The sequence below is a fragment of the Pseudomonas sp. P2S-1 genome, from assembly GCF_057197725.1.
In genome coordinates, this window is the sequence record NZ_CM170068.1 from 3,905,232 (window position 1) to 3,920,042 (window position 14,811).

A 14,811-nucleotide genomic window follows, 5' to 3' on the forward strand; every position below is an offset into this window, starting at 1 on the left:
CCACTTGCGCATCACCCAACTCCCTTTAAATCAGACTCCATACCAGCACTTGCATGGCCAGCCAGGCGAACACGCCGGCCAGCACATCGTCGAGCATGATGCCCACGCCGCCATGCACATGCCGGTCGACCCAGCGGATCGGCCACGGCTTGAGGATGTCGAAGAAGCGGAACATCAGGAACCCGGCCAGCAGCCACATCCAGCCCTCCGGCACCAGCCAGAGGGTGATCCACATGCCGACCATCTCGTCCCAGACGATGCCTTCGTGGTCGTGCACCTTGAGGTCGTCGGCGACCTTGCCGCACAGCCAGAAGCCGAACAGCATGGTCAGGCCGAGCATCAGCCAGTAGCCCCAGTCGGGCAGCATCTGCCACAGCGGCACGAACGGCAGCGCCACCAGCGAACCCCAGGTACCCGGGGCCTTGGGCAAGGTGCCGGAGCCGAAGCCGAAGGCGAGGAAATGCCAGGGGTTGCGCCAGACCGAAGGCGGAACGTTTTCCGCTGGCACCTGGTTGGGGTGGTCGGTCACGGTGTCTCCCTAAAGTGTTGATAGCCGCGCACGGCGGGGGTGATATCGCGGCCTTCGGCATCCTGCAGGCGAACGCCGCTGCCGGCCTCGACCCGCCCCACCACATGCACCGGCCAGCCGTCGGCCAGCAAGCCGTCCAGCTCGGCAGGCGGCAGGGTAAAGGCGATCACGTAGTCGTCGCCACCGGTCAGCGCCGCCTGGCGCGCGCCGTCCACACCGAGGAAGCCGGTCAGCGCGGCACTCAGCGGCAGGCGCTCCAGCTCCAGGCGCAAGGCGACGGCAGACGCCAGGGCGATATGCCCGCAGTCGGCCAGCAGGCCATCGGAGATATCCAGGGCCGCCGTGGCCTTGCCGCGCAGGGCCTGACCGAGGGCGATCTGTGGCGAGGGCGACCAATAGTGGGACAGCAGCGGCTCGCTCAGGGTTGCATCGGCCTGACGTTCGCCCAGCACCAGCGGCAAGGCGCCAGCGGCATTGCCCAGCTCGCCACCGACACAGACCAGGTCACCGACCTGCGCACCGCCGCGGGTCAGCGCCTGTCCGGCGGGCACGCGACCGAACACGGTCATGGTCAGGCTCAGGGGGCCGCGGGTGGTGTCGCCGCCGACCAGGGTCAGGCCGCATTGCCGGGCCATCTGGCTCAGGCCGCGGGCATAGTCGCGCAGCCAGTCCGGATCGGTCTCGGCAAGGGTCAGGGCGAGGGTGAAGGCCAGGGGCGTGGCGCCCATGGCAGCCAGGTCGCTGGCCGCTACCGCCAGCGAGCGCTGGCCGAGCAGGAAAGGATCGCTGACGGCGGGGAAATGCACCCCGGCCACCAGCGTATCGGTGGAGATCGCCAGCTGTTCGCCGGGCGCCGGCGCCAGCAGTGCGCAATCGTCACCGATGCCCAGGGCAATGCCTTCGCCGCCCTGCGCACAAGGCGCGGCGGCGAAGTACTGGCGGATCAGCTCGAACTCACCCATGGACAGGCAGCGCCGGGATCAGCGCTTGAACGCCTTCACTTCGGCTTCGCGAAGCACGGGTGCCAGCTTGTCGAGCACACCGTTGACGAACTTGTGGCCATCGGTGGAACCGAAGACCTTGGCCAGCTCGATACCCTCGTTGATCACCACGCGGTACGGCACGTCCTGACGCGCCAGCAGCTCCCAGGCCGACAGACGCAGCACGGACAGCTCGACCGGGTCGAGTTCTTCCAGGGCCATGTCCAGGCAAGGTACGAGGGCCTTGTCGATTTCGCCCTTCTTCGCCGGGACCCCGTGGAGGATCTCGCGGAAGTAGGCGCCATCGACATCGCTGAAATCGTTGTCGACCCGGAACTGCGCTTCGATCTCGTTCAGCGAATGCTGAGCCATGTGCCACTGGTACAGCGCCTGGGTCGCGAGCTTGCGGGCTTCGCGACGCTTGGCGCTTTTCGAGGGCTTGCCCGCATCGGCGGGTTTCGGATCGCGCGGGTTGAAACGATCGCTTTCGTCGCTAATCACTTGGCCTCCAGCTGCGCCAGCAGACTGACCATTTCCAGGGCGGACAGGGCAGCTTCGGCGCCCTTGTTGCCGGCCTTGGTGCCGGAACGCTCGATGGCCTGTTCGATGGAATCGACGGTCAGGACACCGAAGGAGACCGGCAGACCGAACTCCATGGACACCTGGGCCAGGCCCTTGGTGCATTCGCCCGCAACGTATTCGAAGTGTGGGGTACCACCACGGATCACCGCGCCCAGGGCGATGATCGCGGCGTATTCACCCTGTTGGGCGACTTTCTGTGCAACCAGCGGAATTTCGAAGGCGCCAGGGGCACGGATGATGGTGATGTCGCTTTCGTTCACGCCATGACGAACCAGGGCGTCAACGGCACCGCTCACCAGGCTTTCGACGACGAAGCTGTTGAAGCGGCCAACCACCAAAGCGTAGCGACCTTTGGGGGCAATGAAGGTACCTTCGATGGTCTTCAGGGACATTGCGGGATTCTCATCTTAAAGAGCCAGGCCGCAACAACGCGGCCTGTGGGAGTTTTGGTCACGAACGGGCAACGGTCAAACACCGTCGGGTCATTCGGAGGGCACGTATTCTACAACTTCCAGATCGAATCCGGATATCGCATTGAACTTCATCGGCGAACTCATCAGGCGCATCTTGCGCACTCCGAGGTCACGCAGGATCTGCGAACCGGCACCGACGGTGCTGTAGGTGGTCGGTGCCTTGGTCGGCGCATCGCCCGCGCTTTCGCGGATATGCGCCAGCAGCACGTCGCCGTCCAGCGGGTGACCGAGCAGCAGCACCACGCCACTGCCGGCCTCGGCCACGGCGGCCATGGCCGCACGCAGGCTCCAGCGGCCCGGCTGCTTGACCAGCAGCAGGTCGCGCAGCGGATCCATGTTGTGCACACGCACCAGGGTCGGCTCTTCGGCGCAGATCTTGCCCAGGGTCAGGGCCATGTGCACGTCGCCTTCCACCGCGTCACGGTAGGTGACCAGGTTGAATTCGCCCAGCTCGCTCTCGATTGGCTGCTCGGAAATCCGCTGGATGGTGCGCTCGTGGATCATGCGGTAGTGGATCAGGTCGGCGATAGTGCCGATCTTGATGCCGTGTTCGGCGGCGAAGACTTCCAGTTCAGGGCGACGGGACATGGTGCCGTCGTCGTTCATCACTTCGCAGATCACCCCGCTTGGCTCGAAACCGGCCATGCGCGCCAGGTCGCAGGCGGCTTCGGTGTGGCCGGCGCGGGCCAGGGTGCCACCCGGCTGGGCCATCAGCGGGAAGATGTGGCCGGGGCTGACGATGTCCTCGGCCTTGGCGTCCTTCGCTGCAGCAGCCTGCACGGTACGGGCGCGGTCGGCGGCGGAGATGCCGGTGGTCACGCCTTCGGCGGCCTCGATCGACACGGTGAACTTGGTGCCGAAGCCGGAACCGTTGCGCGGCGCCATCAGCGGCAGCTTCAGGGTTTCGCAGCGCTCGCGGGTCATCGGCATGCAGATCAGGCCGCGGGCGTGCTTGGCCATGAAGTTGATGTGTTCCGGCAGGCAGCACTCGGCTGCCATGATGATGTCGCCTTCGTTCTCGCGGTCTTCGTCATCCATCAGGATGACCATTTTGCCCTGGCGGATGTCTTCGACCAGTTCTTCGATGGTGTTGAGCGCCACGCGGCACCCCCTTCTCAATTCAGGATTTCAGGTAGCCGTTGGCGGCCAGGAAGCTTTCGGTAATACCGCTGCCTTTGCTCGGCTCGGCGGCTTTGTCACCCAGGAGCAGGCGCTCCAGGTAACGGGCCAGCAGGTCGACCTCGAGGTTGATCCGACGACCCGGGCGGTAGTCGGCCATGATGGTTTCGGCCAGGGTGTGCGGGACGATGGTCAGCTCGAATTCCGCGCCATCGACGTCATTGACCGTCAGGCTGGTGCCGTCGACGGTGATCGAGCCCTTGTGGGCGATGTACTTGGCCAGTTCCTTCGGTGCGCGCACGCGGAACTGGATGGCGCGGGCGTTATCGGCGCGGGAGACGATCTCGCCGACACCGTCGACGTGGCCGCTGACCAGGTGACCGCCAAGACGGCTGCTCGGGGTCAGGGCCTTTTCCAGGTTGACCCGGCTGCCGGCCTTGAGGTCGGAGAAGGCGGTGCAGTCCAGGGTTTCCCGGCTGACGTCGGCCCAGAAGCCGTCGCCTGGCAGTTCCACCGCGGTCAGGCAGACGCCGTTGACCGCAATGCTGTCGCCGAGCTTCACGTCGCTCAGGTCGAGCTTGGCGGTTTCGACATAGACCCGCACGTCGCCGCCCTTGGGCGTGATGTTACGGATGCTGCCGATGGATTCGATGATGCCGGTGAACATGGGGTCCTCCTCGGAGACCTGGGGCCGCGTCGGGCGCAAGCCGCGAATTATACGCCTGGGGCGGGCGCGGGGATGGCAATGACTCGCCAGTCATCGCCAACGGCGCGCATTTCAATGATTTTCAGGGCCGGTGCCTCGCTCATGCGGGCCAGCGGCCAGTCGAGCAGCGGGCGCGCCTCGGAGCCGAGGAACTTGCCGGCAATGAAAAGTTGGTATTCGTCGACCAGGCCGAGCCGGGCGAAAGCGCCGGCGAGACCGGGGCCGGCTTCCACCAGCACGTCGTTGGTACCGCGACGGGCCAGCTCTACCAGCAACTGGCGCAGATCGACCTGGCCGTTTTCGCCAGGGACGCGCAGCAGTTCATGGCCGGCAGCGGCGTAGCGTGGATCGTCTGCGCCAGCGCTGACCACCAGGGCCGGGCCGGCCTGGAAGAACGGCGCGTCCAGCGGCAGGCGCAGGCGGCCGTCGATCAGCACGCGCAGCGGTGGGCGACCCAGGGCCAGGGCGGTGGTTTCTGCATCCAGGCCCAGCTCCTCGCCGCGCACGGTCATCCGTGCCTGGTCGGCGATCACGCTGGCGGCGCTGGTCAGCACCACGCTGGAGCGGGCACGCAGGCGCTGCACGGCGGAGCGTGCGGCAGGGCCGGTGATCCACTGGCTTTCGCCGCTGGCCATGGCGGTGCGCCCGTCCAGGCTCATCGCCAGCTTGACCCGGATAAACGGCAGGCCGAGCTCCATACGCTTGAGGAAACCGGGATTGAGCGCCCGGGCCTCGCCTTCGAGGACACCGCTGGCGACTTCGATCCCGGCGTCAGCCAAGCGCTTGAGGCCATTGCCGGCGACTTGCGGATTGGGATCCTGCATCGCCGCGACCACACGCCCGACCCCGGCCTTGACCAGCGCTTCGGCGCAGGGCGGCGTGCGCCCGTGGTGGCTACAGGGTTCGAGGGTGACGTAGGCGCAAGCGCCACGGGCCAGCTCACCGGCCTCGCGCAGGGCGTGGACTTCGGCGTGGGGCTCGCCAGCGCGCACATGCCAGCCTTCGCCGACGATGCGCCCGTCACGAACGATGACGCAGCCCACCCGCGGGTTCGGATGAGTGGAATACACGCCCTTGCGCGCCAGCTCCAGCGCACGGGCCATGTAGTGAGCGTCGAGCACGGCGCGTTCTGTGGACATGTTCACTCTTCGGAAGGCTCGCGGGCCAGGCGGTCGATCTCTTCGCGGAACTCGTCGAGGTCCTGGAAGCGCCGGTACACGGAGGCAAAACGGATATAGGCGACTTCATCGAGCTTGCGCAGCTCGTTCATCACCAGCTCGCCGACCACCAGCGACTTGACCTCGCGCTCGCCCTTGGCCCGCAGCTTGTGCTTGATATGGGCCAGGGCCGCTTCCAGGCGCTCGACGCTGACCGGGCGCTTTTCCAGCGCGCGCTGCATGCCGGCACGCAGTTTCTCTTCGTCGAAGGGTTGGCGGGTGCCGTCCTGCTTGATCAGGCGCGGCAGGACCAGTTCGGCGGTCTCGAAGGTGGTGAAACGCTCGCCGCAGGCCACGCATTCGCGGCGACGGCGCACTTGCTCGCCCTCGGCGACCAGTCGCGAGTCGATGACTTTGGTGTCGTTGGCACCGCAGAAGGGACAGTGCATGGTGGCAGGCAACAAAAAAAGGGAGGGCCATGGTAGCGCATCCGACTGGCAAGACAAGCCAAAGGGGTTACCATCCAGTGAGGAAATACGCCCCCTAAGGAATTCATCCATGTCGTTTCGAGCGCTCGCCGTGCTCGGTTTCGCCACCCTGCTGGCCGCCTGCAGCAGCGAAACCCCCAAGCCCGTTCCACCCCAGGCCCCGGCCCAGCCGGTCGCCAAGCATGTTCACGTACCCGCGCCACTGCCCGCCTACCAGCGTGAATTGAGCGGCAGCTTCACCAATATTCCCCGCGGTGCCGAGGTCGAGGTCGCCCTGCTGGTGATCGACGAACGCGGCCGCCCGCAGCGCCTGCTGGCCAGCGACACCTACGATGGCACCGGCCAGGCCCTGCCGTTCCAGCTGCGCTTCAACCCGGAAGTGTTCCCGGCCGGTGGCCGCGTGGAACTGCGCGCCCGCGCCAGCCAGTCCGGGCAACTGATCCTGCACCTCAGGCCGGTCAGCGTTTCCCGCGCTGAAACCCAGGCCATCGGCCCGCTGCAACTGGAAAAGGCGCCATAAATGGCGCCAGTGCAACTGCAGGCGGCCTTGAGCGAGCTGCTGGGGGATGCGCGACTGGTCGCCAGCGAGCTGCCGGACTGCCCGCTGAAACTCTGGCTGATCGACGCCGACAACATGGACCGCGCCTTCAGCCCCGAGGAGACCCGGCGGATCCTTGAAGAACCGCCCTACTGGAGCTTCTGCTGGGCCAGCGGCCTGGCCATGGCCCGCTATCTGGCGGAGCGACCGGAATGGGTGGCGGGCAAGCGGGTCCTGGATTTCGGCGCCGGCTCCGGGATCGCCGGCATTGCCGCGGCGAAAGCCGGGGCGCTGGAAGTGGTGGCCTGCGATCTCGATCCACTGGCACTCGAGTCCTGCCGGGCGAATGCCGCGCTCAATGGCGTGGAGCTCAACTACTCCTGCGACTTCTTCGCCGAGGACGACCGTTTCGACCTGATCCTGGTCGCCGACGTGCTCTACGACCGCGCCAACCTGCCGCTGCTCGACCAGTTCCTCAGCCGGGGACAACAGGCCCTGGTGGCCGACTCGCGGGTGCGCGACTTCCGTCACCCGCTCTACCGCCAGCTCGACACCCTGCACGCCCTGACCCTGCCGGACCTGGCCGAGCCCCACGAGTTTCGCCAGGTGAGCCTGTACCACGCCAGTCGCGGGGCCTTATAGTGGCGCCATACATGCGTTCGCGAGAGTCGAGATGAGTCAGGAATCGCCGTACATTTTCGATACCACCGTTGCCAACTTCGATCAGGTGGTGGTCGCCAACTCCCACCACAAGCCGGTGCTGGTGGACTTCTGGGCCGACTGGTGCGCGCCGTGCAAGGCGCTGATGCCGATGCTGGCGAAGATCACCGAGGAGTACCAGGGCGAGCTGCTGCTGGCCAAGGTCAACTGCGATGTCGAGCAGGACATCGTCGCCCGCTTCGGTATCCGCAGCCTGCCGACCGTGGTGCTGTTCAAGGATGGCCAGCCGGTGGACGGGTTTGCCGGGGCGCAGCCGGAATCGGCGGTGCGCGCCATGCTCGAACCCCATGTGCAGATGCCGGCGCCAGCCGCGGCCGATCCGCTGGAACTGGCCCAGGCACTGTTCAATGACGGGCGCTACAGCGAGGCGGAAGCCACGCTCAAGCAGTTGCTGTCGGAAGACAATACCAACGCAGGAGCGCTGATTCTCTACGCCCGCTGCCTGGCCGAGCGTGGCGAGCTGGTGGAAGCGCAGACCGTGCTGGATGCGGTGAAGAGTGATGAGCACAAGGCGGCGCTGGCGGGGGCGAAAGCCCAGCTGACCTTCCTGCGCCAGGCCAAGGACCTGCCGGAAGTGGCCGATCTGAAAACCCGTCTGGCGCAGAATGCCGAGGATGATGAAGCGGCTTACCAGTTGACCATCCAGCAGTTGTCGCGCCAGCAGTACGAGGCGGCGCTGGAAGGCTTGCTGAAGCTGTTCAAGCGCAATCGCGGGTATGAAGGCGGGTTGCCACACAAGACCTTGCTGCAGGTGTTCGAGTTGCTGGGTAACGACCACCCGTTGGTGGGGACCTACCGGCGCAAGTTGTTCGCTGCTCTCTACTGAGTCAGTTCCGACCCTATCGCTGGCAAGCCAGCTCCCACAGGGATCGCGTGCACCGCCGAACCTGTGGGAGCTGGCTTGCCAGCGATGAGGCCCGCAAGAACACCTAGCCGATCCAGTGGTACACCGGCGCATCCGCCCCGCTTTCCACCTTCACCTCGGCACTGTGCCGCAGCCGCACCAGCAGCCGCTTGCCCGCCGCCGTGCTCCCGGCCAGCCCTTCGAGCAACTCCAGCAACGCCGGCCCTTCCATCTCCCCCGCCTTGCGCAGCAACTCCTTCGCCGCCAGCCACAGGGTGTCATCCGGCCGTGCCTGTACCGTCGGCGCGACACTGCTGACCGGCGTCGCAGCCTCACCCACCCGCGCCAGACCGGCCCACTCTTCCGGCCCCAGCTCGATGGTCAAATCCACCGGCCATTCGCCGATATGTCCTCGAATTCGCACCTTGCACCCTCCACTGTCAGACCGACCATGCTCCCACGCCGGTCGGCGATCGCCAAGGGACACTGGCACGCCACCTGAATTTCGTTATAACATTTCAAAACCTTTCCAACGCCCTCCCCGGAGTTCCGCCCATGCGTCGCCTGCTGCTTGCCTTGCCTTTCGCTCTGCTGCCCCTGGCCCTCACCGCCCACGCGCATGACGACCACGATCATGATCACGCCCACGGTGCACTCGGCGCTCACGAACACGGTGTCGCCCACCTGAACGCCGTGCTCGATGGCAATACCCTGGAGCTGGAACTGGAAAGCCCGGCGATGAACCTGGTGGGCTTCGAGCACGCCGCCCAGAGCGATGCCGACAAGGCCAAGGTCGCGGCCGTGCGCGCCCAGCTGGAACAGCCGCTGAAGCTGTTCGGCCTGACCGCCGCCGCCGGCTGCAAGGACAGCGATCAGGAGCTGGAAAGCCCGCTGTTCGGCGATGCCCCGAGCAAGGATGACGACGGCGATGCTGATGAGCACGAGCATGGCCACAGCGATATCCACGCCCACTACCGCTTCGAATGCGCCAAGCCGGATGCGCTGAAGGCCCTGGACCTGGCCCCGCTGTTCAAGACCTACCCTTCGACCCAGAAGATCCAGGTCCAGTTGATCGGCCCGAATGGCCAGAAAGGTGTCGAAGCCGCCCCGGCAAACGCTACGATCAACTTCTAAGCCACCTTTCCAGTGAAGCGCCCGGGGCAACCCGGGCGTTGATTTATGAGCCAGGCACTGATTGAACTGACCGACCTGGGCTTCGCCTGGCCGGGACATCCGCCCCTGCTGGACATCCCCGCGCTGCGCCTCGAAGCCGGCGAATCGCTGTTTCTCAAGGGCCCCAGCGGCAGCGGCAAGACCACCCTGCTGGGCCTGCTCGGCGGCGTGCAGAAGGCCGACCGCGGCAGCATCCGCCTGCTCGGCCAGGACCTTGGCGAGCTGAGCCAGAGCGCCCGCGACCGTTTCCGCGTTGACCACACCGGCTACATCTTCCAGCAGTTCAACCTGCTGCCGTTTCTCTCGGTACGGGAAAACGTCGAGCTGCCCTGCCACTTCTCCAAGGCCCGCGCCGAACGCGCCGCGCAGCGCCATGGCAGCGTCAGCGAAGCCGCGACCGTGCTGCTCGCGCACCTCGGCCTGAAAGACCCGGACCTGCTCGCCCGCCGCGCCGACAGCCTGTCCATCGGCCAGCAACAACGGGTCGCCGCCGCCCGCGCGCTGATAGGCCAGCCGGAACTGGTGATCGCCGACGAACCTACCTCGGCCCTCGACGCCGACACCCGCGAAGCCTTTATCCGCCTGCTGTTCGCCGAATGCCGCGACGCCGGCTCCAGCCTGCTGTTCGTCAGCCATGACCAGAGCCTGGCGCCTCTGTTCGATCGTCAGCTGTCCCTTGCCGAACTCAACCGCGCGGCCCGTCCTGCCAGCGAAACGGAGGTCTGATGTACCTGCTCCGCCTTGCCCTGGCCAGCCTGGCCAACCGCCGTTTCACTGCGTTCCTCACCGCCTTCGCCATCGCCCTGTCGGTGTGCCTGCTGCTGGCCGTGGAGCGGGTGCGGACCGAAGCCCGCGCCAGCTTCGCCAGCACCATCAGCGGTACCGACCTGATCGTCGGCGCCCGCTCCGGCTCGGTGAACCTGCTGCTGTATTCGGTGTTCCGCATCGGCAACGCCACCAACAACATCCGCTGGGACAGCTTCGAGCACTACGCCAACGACCGCCGGGTGAAATGGGCGATCCCGATTTCCCTCGGCGACTCCCACCGCGGCTACCGGGTGATGGGCACCACGGCCGCGTATTTCGAGCACTACCAGTACGGTCGCCGGCAGAACCTGGAACTGAGCCAGGGCCGTGCCTTCGCCACCGATCCGTTCGAGGTGGTGCTGGGGGCCGAGGTCGCCGAGGCGCTGCACTACAAGCTCGGCGACAAGCTGGTACTGGCACACGGTGTCGCCGCCATCAGCCTGGTCAAGCATGACGACAAGCCGTTCACCGTGGTTGGCGTGCTCAAGCGCACTGGCACCCCGGTGGACCGCACCCTGCACATCAGCCTCGGCGGCATGGAAGCCATCCACATCGACTGGCACAACGGCGTGCCGGCCCGGGGCAACGGCCGCATCAGCGCCGACGAAGCGCGCAACATGGACCTGACGCCGACGGCGATCACCGCCTTCATGCTCGGCCTCAACAACAAGATCGCGACCTTCTCCCTGCAACGGGAGATCAACGAATTCCGCAACGAACCGCTGCTCGCCATCCTGCCCGGGGTCGCCCTGCAGGAACTGTGGAGCCTGATGGGCACGGCGGAACAGGCGCTGTTCGTGGTCTCGCTGTTCGTGGTACTGACCGGCCTGATCGGCATGCTCACGGCGATCCTCACCAGCCTCAACGAGCGCCGCCGCGAGATGGCCATCCTGCGTTCGGTGGGGGCACGCCCGTGGCATGTCGGCGGATTGCTGGTGCTGGAGGCCTTCACCCTGGCCTTGGTCGGGATCGGCGCGGGGCTGGGCCTGCTTTACGTTGGCATCGCCGCAGCCCAGGGTTACGTGCAAGCCAACTATGGGTTATACCTGCCGCTGGCCTTGCCGAGCGCGCATGAATGGACGCTGCTGGGGATCATCCTCGGCGCTGCGCTGCTGATGGGCAGCATTCCCGCCTGGCGGGCCTATCGACAGTCGCTGGCCGATGGCCTGTCCATTCATCTGTGAGTATCCGTGCAATGCGCCGTGCCCTGCTGTTGCTGTGTTTCCTGGTCCTGCCCGCCTGGGCAGGCGAGCCGCGGACCCTGGAATGGCCGCAACTGATTCCCGCCGGTGCGCCGGTGATCGAGCCGCAGATGACACCGCTGCACAACCTCTCGCAGCTTTCCAACCTGGCTGACGCCCTGGCTGCCGAAGCGGCGCCGGCGGCGCACCAGCAGGTGCCGGACGCACCGGTGGTCAAGGAGCTGGACGGCCAGCAGGTCAAGCTGCCGGGCTATATCGTGCCGCTGGAAGTGGGCGAGGACGGACGCACCACGGAGTTTCTCCTGGTGCCCTACTACGGCGCCTGCATCCATGTGCCGCCACCGCCGTCGAACCAGATCGTGCATGTGGTCAGCGAAATCGGCATCAAGGTCGAGGAGCTGTACCAGCCGTACTGGATCGAGGGGCCGATGCGTGTCCAGTCGTCGTCCAGCGAGCTGGCCGACGCCGGTTACCAGATGGAAGCCGAGAAAATCTACGCCTACGAACTACAATGAATGGCCGCGCCGGGACGCCTTCGCTTTCATTGAGCTGAATCAAAGTCCGCCCCGTGGCAGCTCCTTAACATTGGAACCATCGAATCCAAATGTCCCCTGGGAGCTTCCATGAACAAGTCTTTGCTCGGCGCCTCGCTGATTGCCCTCGCGCTCGCAGCGCCTGCCGTCCACGCCCACCAGGCCGGTGATTTCATCGTCCGTGCCGGCGCAGCCACCGCTTCCCCGAACGAAGACAGCGGCAACCTGAAACTCGACGGCGTCAAGGTCGGCGGCACCAAGGCGACCCTGGACAGCGACACCCAACTGGGCCTGGCCTTCGCCTACATGGTCACCGACCATGTCGGTATCGAACTGCTGGCGGCCACGCCGTTCCAGCACGAGGTCGCCGTGAAAGGCCTGGGCGCAGGCCTCGATGGCAAGCTGGCCGATATCAAGCACCTGCCACCAACCCTGTCGGTCCAGTACTACCCGATGGACGCCGGCTCGAAATTCCAGCCTTACGTCGGTATCGGTATCAACTACACCCTGTTCTTCGATGAAGACCTGAGCAGCGAGCGCAAGGCCCAGGGCTTCAGCGACATGAAGCTGAAGAACTCCGTCGGCCTGGCCGGCCAGGTGGGGCTGGACTACATGCTCACCGACAACCTGCTGTTCAACGCCGCGGTCTGGTATGCCGATATCGACACCGAAGCCAGCATCGACGGCCCGAGCGCCCTGGGCGTGGGCAAGACCAAGGTGGATGTGGATGTCGATCCTTGGGTCTACATGGTGGGTATCGGTTACAAGTTCTAAAGACAAAAAGGGCCGCACAAGCGGCCCTTTTTTGTGGTGTCCTTCAGGGACTCATCACTGCGGTGCACGCGATCCCTGTGGGAGCTGGCTTGCCAGCGATGAGGCCCTCAGCGGCCCAGCAGTCGGCTCAGACCCACCGCCAATGGCGTGACCTCAGGCAGCCCAAAACGCGCCAGCAACCGCCCGTTGTCCGCCCGCGAGTGACGAATATCACCACTGCGCGCCGCCCCGTAGCTCACCTCCGGCAAGCTCCCCAGCACACCGCGCAGCGCTTCCAGCAACTGGTTCAGCGAAGTCGCCTGGTTCAGCCCGATATTCACCGCGCCTTCCTCGACCTGCGGCATTTCCAGCGCCTGCCGCATCACCGCGACCAGGTCAGCGACATAGAGAAAGTCCCGGGTCTGCTCGCCGTCGCCGAACACCTTGATCGGCGTACCGTTCAGCGCACGCTCGCAGAAGATGCTGATCACCCCGGAGTACGGCGAGGATGGATCCTGGCGTGGGCCGAAGATGTTGAAGAAGCGGAACACCACCGGCTCCAGACCATGCTGGCGGCGGTAGAAATCCAGGTACTGCTCGCTGGCCAGCTTGTCCGAGGCGTAGGGGGTCAGCGGCGCCTTGGTGGTGTCTTCGCTGATCGACTCACCTTCCCCGTTGTTGCCATACACGGCCGCGCTGGACGCGAACAGCACGCGTTTGATCCCCGCCAGGCGCATGGCCTCGCAGACATTCAAGGTGCCGATGAAATTGCTCTGGTGAGTCTTCACCGGATCGTCCACCGAAGCCTGTACCGAAGCGACTGCGGCCAGGTGCACTACGGCGCTGCAACCCTCGACGGCGCGGGCGACGAGGGCGGCATCGGCGACATCACCTTCGATCAGTTGCAGCTTCGGGTGGTCCAGTTGCAGGTTGGCCGGCTTGCCGGTCGACAGGTCGTCGAGCACGCGCACGGCGTAGCCTTTTTCCAGCAGGGCGTCACACAGATGGGAACCGATGAAACCAGCGCCACCGGTGATCAGAATGGGGGCATCAGCCATGACGATAGAAACGGTCCAGTAGGGTCGGCAGGCCGGAGCGCCAGGCGCGCGGCTTGATGCCGAAGGTGTGAAGGATCTTTTTGCAGGCCAGCACCGCGTGCTGCGGCTCCTCGAAAGCATCCGGGCGCGCGGCGTGAGCCTGGGCGGTGGGTGCCTCGACCGCCAGCTGGCGCAACTGCGAGGCCTCGCCGAGGATCGCCTGGCCCAGCGCCAGCGGCGTGGTCGCCTCGTTGCCGGCGTAGTGGTAGGTGCCCCAGAGCGGCGCGGCGCAGTCCAGTTGCTTGAGCACCGAGAGGATCACCCGGGCGGCATCGTCCACCGGGGTCGGATTGCCCCGGCGGTCATCGGCCAGCAGCAGTTCCTGGGCGGTTTCGGCGCGGGTCAGGAAACGCCCGAGAACACCGTCGAGGCTGTCGTCGAGGACCCAGCCGAAGCGCAGCAGCACATGCTGCGGGCAGGTGGCGCGCACGCTCTGTTCGATGCGCCACAGCGCCTGGCCACGCAGGCCCAGAGGCACCGGTTCGTCCTTCTCGCTGTAGGCCGTGGCCCGCGAGCCGTCGAACACGCGGTAGCTGGATGGCTGGACGAGGATGATGTTGTGGTGCTGGCATAACTCGGCAAGACGCTCCACCGAGCGTTCCTGGGAGGCCAGGCGCTGTTCGCTGACCGACTCGGCCTGGAACCAGTCGAAGTAGTAGGCCAGGTTGACCAAGGCATCCGGACGGGTGTCGTCGAGCAACTGGGTCAGGCTCGCGGCGTCCCAGCCCTGCTCGGGCGGACGCGGCGCAAGAAAACCGATGTCCTCCTCCGCACCGAGACGAATCAGCGCTTGCCCAAGGGCATTTCCACCACCCAACAGCATCAGGCGCATTCGCATAGGTTCAGCAGGTCCGCTCAGGTTGATTGAAAAGGCAAGCACGTAGTTTGCGGTTTCCGCCCGGGGAAGTCCAACCCACCCCGATCCACAGGATGTTTAAAGACTCAGGTCAAGCGAGGGTGTTTCCCACACTCTCAAATAGGAATCAGCTTACATCGGCAAAAGAACCAACTGACTTCGGCAACCGAAAAAACCACCTTCAATATCTACATGCCGGCTACCTGTTGTGCCGTCAGGTGCCATTGCGGGGCAAGGAGGCCCCGATCCCCCCA

The 14,811-nt window shown here is 65.7% G+C and carries 19 protein-coding genes; 8 read left to right on the plus strand and 11 right to left on the minus strand.

Going from position 1 to position 14,811, the window contains the following annotated elements; all coding sequences use genetic code 11:
- Positions 1–25: 25 nt before the first annotated feature.
- The 8 genes from AC2CQI_RS17370 to nrdR form a co-directional block, all read right to left on the minus strand.
- Positions 26–529, minus strand: a complete 504-nt coding sequence (locus AC2CQI_RS17370; RefSeq protein ID WP_484577434.1) for a phosphatidylglycerophosphatase A family protein — start codon at positions 527–529, stop codon at positions 26–28.
- Positions 526–1,491: a thiamine-phosphate kinase gene (gene thiL / locus AC2CQI_RS17375; protein ID WP_484577435.1), complete on the minus strand. Its 966-nt coding sequence runs from the start codon at positions 1,489–1,491 to the stop codon at positions 526–528. The genes AC2CQI_RS17370 and thiL overlap by 4 nt, the downstream gene beginning before the upstream one ends.
- An 18-nt stretch (positions 1,492–1,509) precedes the next feature.
- Positions 1,510–2,010, minus strand: coding sequence for a transcription antitermination factor NusB (nusB, locus tag AC2CQI_RS17380; RefSeq protein ID WP_075805063.1), 501 nt, complete (start codon positions 2,008–2,010; stop codon positions 1,510–1,512).
- Complete coding sequence (ribH, locus tag AC2CQI_RS17385; protein ID WP_484577436.1) at positions 2,007–2,483, minus strand: 6,7-dimethyl-8-ribityllumazine synthase; 477 nt, start codon at positions 2,481–2,483, stop codon at positions 2,007–2,009. The genes nusB and ribH overlap by 4 nt, the downstream gene beginning before the upstream one ends.
- Before the next feature lie 90 nt (positions 2,484–2,573).
- Complete coding sequence (ribBA, locus tag AC2CQI_RS17390) at positions 2,574–3,665, minus strand: bifunctional 3,4-dihydroxy-2-butanone-4-phosphate synthase/GTP cyclohydrolase II (protein WP_484577437.1); 1,092 nt, start codon at positions 3,663–3,665, stop codon at positions 2,574–2,576.
- 19 nt (positions 3,666–3,684) lie between these two features.
- Positions 3,685–4,350: a riboflavin synthase gene (locus AC2CQI_RS17395; RefSeq protein WP_075805066.1), complete on the minus strand. Its 666-nt coding sequence runs from the start codon at positions 4,348–4,350 to the stop codon at positions 3,685–3,687.
- A gap of 47 nt (positions 4,351–4,397) precedes the next feature.
- Positions 4,398–5,528, minus strand: coding sequence for a bifunctional diaminohydroxyphosphoribosylaminopyrimidine deaminase/5-amino-6-(5-phosphoribosylamino)uracil reductase RibD (ribD, locus tag AC2CQI_RS17400; protein WP_484577438.1), 1,131 nt, complete (start codon positions 5,526–5,528; stop codon positions 4,398–4,400).
- A gap of 2 nt (positions 5,529–5,530) precedes the next feature.
- Positions 5,531–5,995: a transcriptional regulator NrdR gene (gene nrdR / locus AC2CQI_RS17405; protein WP_178392036.1), complete on the minus strand. Its 465-nt coding sequence runs from the start codon at positions 5,993–5,995 to the stop codon at positions 5,531–5,533.
- A gap of 109 nt (positions 5,996–6,104) precedes the next feature.
- On the opposite strand from nrdR, the gene AC2CQI_RS17410 reads away from it, so the two are divergent.
- Genes AC2CQI_RS17410 through trxA form a run of 3 tightly spaced genes read left to right on the plus strand, consistent with a single transcriptional unit; the run spans position 6,105 to position 8,118 of the window.
- Complete coding sequence (locus AC2CQI_RS17410; RefSeq protein WP_484577439.1) at positions 6,105–6,554, plus strand: YbaY family lipoprotein; 450 nt, start codon at positions 6,105–6,107, stop codon at positions 6,552–6,554.
- Positions 6,555–7,214: a class I SAM-dependent methyltransferase gene (locus tag AC2CQI_RS17415; protein WP_484577440.1), complete on the plus strand. Its 660-nt coding sequence runs from the start codon at positions 6,555–6,557 to the stop codon at positions 7,212–7,214. It begins immediately after the preceding gene.
- 31 nt (positions 7,215–7,245) lie between these two features.
- The gene (gene trxA / locus AC2CQI_RS17420; protein ID WP_484577441.1) at positions 7,246–8,118 is read left to right on the plus strand and encodes a thioredoxin; all 873 of its coding nucleotides are present in this window, start codon (positions 7,246–7,248) and stop codon (positions 8,116–8,118) included.
- A gap of 103 nt (positions 8,119–8,221) precedes the next feature.
- On the opposite strand, the gene AC2CQI_RS17425 is transcribed toward trxA, so the two are convergent.
- On the minus strand, positions 8,222–8,560 hold the full coding sequence (locus tag AC2CQI_RS17425; RefSeq protein ID WP_484577442.1) for a hypothetical protein: 339 nt from the start codon (positions 8,558–8,560) through the stop codon (positions 8,222–8,224).
- Positions 8,561–8,691: 131 nt separating this feature from the next.
- Here AC2CQI_RS17425 and AC2CQI_RS17430 point away from each other — a divergent pair, with 131 nt between their 5' ends.
- From AC2CQI_RS17430 to AC2CQI_RS17450, 5 genes are all read left to right on the plus strand, one after another.
- Positions 8,692–9,270 (plus strand): DUF2796 domain-containing protein, encoded by a 579-nt coding sequence (locus tag AC2CQI_RS17430; RefSeq protein WP_075805073.1) that lies wholly within the window; start codon positions 8,692–8,694, stop codon positions 9,268–9,270.
- 45 nt (positions 9,271–9,315) lie between these two features.
- Positions 9,316–10,035, plus strand: coding sequence for an ABC transporter ATP-binding protein (locus tag AC2CQI_RS17435; protein WP_484577443.1), 720 nt, complete (start codon positions 9,316–9,318; stop codon positions 10,033–10,035).
- On the plus strand, positions 10,035–11,300 hold the full coding sequence (locus AC2CQI_RS17440) for an ABC transporter permease (RefSeq protein ID WP_075805075.1): 1,266 nt from the start codon (positions 10,035–10,037) through the stop codon (positions 11,298–11,300). The genes AC2CQI_RS17435 and AC2CQI_RS17440 overlap by 1 nt, the downstream gene beginning before the upstream one ends.
- An 11-nt stretch (positions 11,301–11,311) precedes the next feature.
- A complete protein-coding gene (locus AC2CQI_RS17445) occupies positions 11,312–11,833 on the plus strand; it encodes a DUF3299 domain-containing protein (RefSeq protein WP_075805076.1) in 522 nt (173 codons plus the stop codon).
- 108 nt (positions 11,834–11,941) lie between these two features.
- Positions 11,942–12,625 carry an OmpW/AlkL family protein gene (locus AC2CQI_RS17450; RefSeq protein WP_075805077.1) on the plus strand — a complete coding sequence of 228 codons (684 nt, stop codon included), beginning with the start codon at positions 11,942–11,944 and terminating at the stop codon, positions 12,623–12,625.
- A gap of 107 nt (positions 12,626–12,732) precedes the next feature.
- On the opposite strand, the gene AC2CQI_RS17455 is transcribed toward AC2CQI_RS17450, so the two are convergent.
- Complete coding sequence (locus AC2CQI_RS17455; protein WP_484577444.1) at positions 12,733–13,662, minus strand: NAD-dependent epimerase/dehydratase family protein; 930 nt, start codon at positions 13,660–13,662, stop codon at positions 12,733–12,735.
- Positions 13,655–14,539 (minus strand): sugar nucleotide-binding protein, encoded by an 885-nt coding sequence (locus AC2CQI_RS17460; protein ID WP_075805079.1) that lies wholly within the window; start codon positions 14,537–14,539, stop codon positions 13,655–13,657. The genes AC2CQI_RS17455 and AC2CQI_RS17460 overlap by 8 nt, the downstream gene beginning before the upstream one ends.
- Positions 14,540–14,811 lie beyond the last annotated feature (272 nt).

Excerpts from the sequence above, each read along its gene's own strand:
- thiL (WP_484577435.1), bottom strand. The coding sequence starts at position 1,491 with ATGGGTGAGTTCGAGCTGATCCGCCAGTACTTCGCCGCCGCGCCTTGT.
- ribH (WP_484577436.1), bottom strand. The coding sequence starts at position 2,483 with ATGTCCCTGAAGACCATCGAAGGTACCTTCATTGCCCCCAAAGGTCGC.
- AC2CQI_RS17395 (WP_075805066.1), bottom strand. The coding sequence starts at position 4,350 with ATGTTCACCGGCATCATCGAATCCATCGGCAGCATCCGTAACATCACG.
- ribD (WP_484577438.1), bottom strand. The coding sequence starts at position 5,528 with ATGTCCACAGAACGCGCCGTGCTCGACGCTCACTACATGGCCCGTGCG.
- nrdR (WP_178392036.1), bottom strand. The coding sequence starts at position 5,995 with ATGCACTGTCCCTTCTGCGGTGCCAACGACACCAAAGTCATCGACTCG.
- AC2CQI_RS17410 (WP_484577439.1), top strand. The coding sequence starts at position 6,105 with ATGTCGTTTCGAGCGCTCGCCGTGCTCGGTTTCGCCACCCTGCTGGCC.
- AC2CQI_RS17415 (WP_484577440.1), top strand. The coding sequence starts at position 6,555 with ATGGCGCCAGTGCAACTGCAGGCGGCCTTGAGCGAGCTGCTGGGGGAT.
- trxA (WP_484577441.1), top strand. The coding sequence starts at position 7,246 with ATGAGTCAGGAATCGCCGTACATTTTCGATACCACCGTTGCCAACTTC.
- AC2CQI_RS17430 (WP_075805073.1), top strand. The coding sequence starts at position 8,692 with ATGCGTCGCCTGCTGCTTGCCTTGCCTTTCGCTCTGCTGCCCCTGGCC.
- AC2CQI_RS17435 (WP_484577443.1), top strand. The coding sequence starts at position 9,316 with ATGAGCCAGGCACTGATTGAACTGACCGACCTGGGCTTCGCCTGGCCG.
- AC2CQI_RS17440 (WP_075805075.1), top strand. The coding sequence starts at position 10,035 with ATGTACCTGCTCCGCCTTGCCCTGGCCAGCCTGGCCAACCGCCGTTTC.
- AC2CQI_RS17445 (WP_075805076.1), top strand. The coding sequence starts at position 11,312 with ATGCGCCGTGCCCTGCTGTTGCTGTGTTTCCTGGTCCTGCCCGCCTGG.
- AC2CQI_RS17450 (WP_075805077.1), top strand. The coding sequence starts at position 11,942 with ATGAACAAGTCTTTGCTCGGCGCCTCGCTGATTGCCCTCGCGCTCGCA.
- AC2CQI_RS17455 (WP_484577444.1), bottom strand. The coding sequence starts at position 13,662 with ATGGCTGATGCCCCCATTCTGATCACCGGTGGCGCTGGTTTCATCGGT.
- AC2CQI_RS17460 (WP_075805079.1), bottom strand. The coding sequence starts at position 14,539 with ATGCGAATGCGCCTGATGCTGTTGGGTGGTGGAAATGCCCTTGGGCAA.